Annotated in this window: 3 protein-coding genes and 1 pseudogene; 2 read left to right on the forward strand and 2 right to left on the reverse strand. The window is 35.2% G+C overall.

All coding sequences use genetic code 11. The features are described from left to right. Positions 1-1103: 1103 nt before the first annotated feature. Positions 1104-1355 (forward strand): annotated as a pseudogene (locus Q0A12_RS16420) (transposase family protein); the annotation flags it as partial. Then, the gene (locus Q0A12_RS08840) at positions 1304-1729 is read left to right on the forward strand and encodes a transposase family protein (RefSeq protein ID WP_291292286.1); all 426 of its coding nucleotides are present in this window, start codon (positions 1304-1306) and stop codon (positions 1727-1729) included. The pseudogene Q0A12_RS16420 and the gene Q0A12_RS08840, both read left to right, overlap by 52 nt. Before the next feature lie 41 nt (positions 1730-1770). Here Q0A12_RS08840 and Q0A12_RS08845 read toward each other — a convergent pair whose 3' ends face one another. Then, a complete protein-coding gene (locus Q0A12_RS08845; RefSeq protein WP_291292287.1) occupies positions 1771-2085 on the reverse strand; it encodes a hypothetical protein in 315 nt (104 codons plus the stop codon). Positions 2086-2330: 245 nt separating this feature from the next. Further along, entirely contained in the window at positions 2331-2759 is a 429-nt protein-coding gene (locus Q0A12_RS08850; protein ID WP_291292288.1) for an SANT/Myb-like DNA-binding domain-containing protein, read from the reverse strand. Between the last annotated feature and the right edge of the window lie 241 nt (positions 2760-3000).

Raw genomic sequence — 3000 nt, forward strand, 5'->3', positions numbered from 1 at the left:
ACATGAACGTCATTAAGTAAATAACATCTTTATGCGCTTATTGCGTGTCTTTCATACCGACAAGAACAACCACGGTTTCAGTACCTTCTGTTCTTGAAACAGTAAATACTTTCTTAACGGCATATCGTGCACAAAACCAAAGTAAATCAATCCTTTCCATAAACTTTACACGCATAAAAATGGTTAATGCCCATTTGCACCAACGTTAGCAGTAAGCATTGCTTAGCTAAGCAATTCTTAAAAGTAACTACTTCTTAAATTGTACAGTTGTTGCACCGTCACTGCTTAGACTCTACTTAACCAAGTAATACTTAGTTGGGGAATTGTGTAAAAGTTTCATTTCTATTGGCAACACTGACGTTTGTTGTTATTGGAACATCAAAAATTTTAGGTTAGTTTGTTGTGTGTACGACAGTCAATGACACCGCGCGTATGTAGTTGTGATATTGTTGAATTAATTTTATGTGGTGTTGAATGTGTGTTTAAAAAATGGATGTGTTCGACGCGTACGAGGATGACTTAGAAGTCATTGAAATTGTTGAGATGGGAATTCCACGGCAGATGTACACTAGAGCTGATCATTTCTATGGTTTACCAGAGCTTCAATTTTTCCAAAGATTTCGACTAACAAAACCAACAGTTTTACATTTATTAACGTTAATTGAAGAACGCTTGGAATTTCCTACAGACAGGTAAAAGTGGTTAAAAAATTTAATGTGTAAATATATTATGATTTGATCATTACAGAAATCAGGCGGTGTCACCTATAAATCAGCTGCTTACTACATTACGATTCTTTGCAAGCGGGGGCCATTTGAGTACAGTAGCGGACTATATGGGAATGCACATCTCAACTGTGTCGAGAATAATTAGACGTGTATCGGACGCTATAGCAAGGCTTTACCACCATTTTATTAAGATGCCCCAAACTCTCATGGAGCAAAGGCTTATTCAAAATGGTTTTTTTGACATCGCGAGATTCCCAAGAGTGATTGGGGCCATTGATTGCACTCATATCAAAATTGAATCACCAGGTAAAGATTTAAAAAACCAAAAACACATTCTTTTCATTGGAACGTTTTTAAGGTGGAGAAAATGCTGAAGTTTTTCGCAATCGGAAAGATTATTTTTCAATTAACGTTCAAGCCATGTGTAATGCGAATATGGAGTTTACAAACGTAGTTGCTCGGTGGCCTGGTTCTACTCATGATATGACCATTTTCAATAACTCGATTTTACGAGCAAATTTTGAGAATGGAGATTATCCAAATTGTATAATATTGGGTAAGTTTCAGTTTTTAATATGTGTAAAAATACATTGCATTTGTTTTCAGGTGATGGTGGCTATGGTGTAAGACACTATTTTTTTACACCATTATTAAATCCACACACTCAAGAAGAGCAGTTGTATAATGAAGCTCATATTCGTACAAGAAATGTCATCGAAAGAACTTTTGGTGTCTGCAAACGAAGATTTCCTGTGCTAGCATATGGATGTCGATTAAAAAAAGAAACTGTTTTGAGTATTATAATTGCGTGTGCAGTCCTGCATAATATAGCTCGACAAATGGGTGAAGATGAACCTCCTCTCCCAGCTGACATTAACCAGCATGAACTGCAGCGACTTATTGAAGATGGTCAAATACCAGAGGTCAATGTTATTGACAACCAAAGGAGGGGCAGTGAAATTAGAAGAAATTTTATAACAAATTTTTTTGGAAATTTATAAATTTAACAAATAAATGTTTTATTAATATTTTATTTTATATTTTATTGTTTTTCCGTATTATCCTGTTTCAGTTTTCTCAGCTGCTCCTTTTTTATTTCAATATCTAGTTCTAAAATTTGCTTTCGAAGCAAAAATTCAACTTGCTTTCTTTCTTCGTCATGTTTTTGTCCTTCGAGTTGTGCCTCAACTAACTCCATTTTCTTTGTAGCTAGTTCGTCGTAAGTTTTCGACAAATGGCTGGAATGTAGTGCTGTTATTGTTGGCCTCCTCCTATTAATGACTGTTTGTAACTCCTTTGATTTCTTTTTTTTCAGGTGTTCAACTTTATAATCACCCCAGTCAGCTTTAAACTGCAATTAATTAATATATATAACAGATGATAACCAACACAGAAAAAGCTTACATTTGCATTTTCTTCCCCTTGGTCATATGTATCAGAAAACACTCGTTTTTTTGTTTTGTGAACCTCATCCATTGCTTCAGGTATGTGTGGAGAAGAGGTGGCAATGGGCACCACATTATCGTTTTCATGGTCTTCGTTATCTTCTTCACCTATAGTTTGCTATAAAAAAAAAAATAAGACCAATTTTTATGATGCTGTTCAACTTACAAATAATTCACTATCCCCGCCGTATTGAGTTTCCAGTCCATACACTGAATTCTCATCCATGGTGGCTAACGTTAGCTGCAGGTATGGATCCTCACATTTTGAAGATGAAGGACCACCTCCTGTTTTTCGCATAAACACTTTTTTATCGGCCACTTCTTTTCGCACTTCTTTTTTTTTATTTGTGTAAAATTTTTGTAATGAGGTTACACTCCTCATGGCACCGCTAGGACTACATGAATTAAATTTATTCGTTAGTTCTTCCCAGCACCGCTGCTTCTCCTTATTTGTAACAGCGTCCGTTTTTTTATTTTCTATAATATGACGCTGTTCACTGATTAATGTTAAGACAAAGGTCTTTTCATCTGCCGTAAAATTTGCTCCACGCTGGCGCTTTGTATTATTCATCTGAAAATAAAACATATGTACATAATTCTTTACAACAAAACGTTGTAATTGTGGTACATACCTTCTTTATATTATTTTTTGTCTTGTTAGAACTTTATTCCACACTTTTCACCGCTGATTACAAAACACTCACGAACGCTGCTACTGTTGAAAGGTTGAAATGGCAAATGGCTGAAATGATTGCAAAATTGCAAATTTTCGATATCCAAAACCATCATCCAATATAAACGAAGTATTGTTCCGTAACTATGGCTAC

Source organism: Enterococcus sp., assembly GCF_022711995.1.
Lineage (GTDB): Bacteria > Bacillota > Bacilli > Lactobacillales > Enterococcaceae > Enterococcus_D.

Excerpts from the sequence above, each read along its gene's own strand:
- Q0A12_RS08840 (WP_291292286.1), top strand. The coding sequence starts at position 1,304 with ATGTGTAAAAATACATTGCATTTGTTTTCAGGTGATGGTGGCTATGGT.
- Q0A12_RS08850 (WP_291292288.1), bottom strand. The coding sequence starts at position 2,759 with ATGTTTTATTTTCAGATGAATAATACAAAGCGCCAGCGTGGAGCAAAT.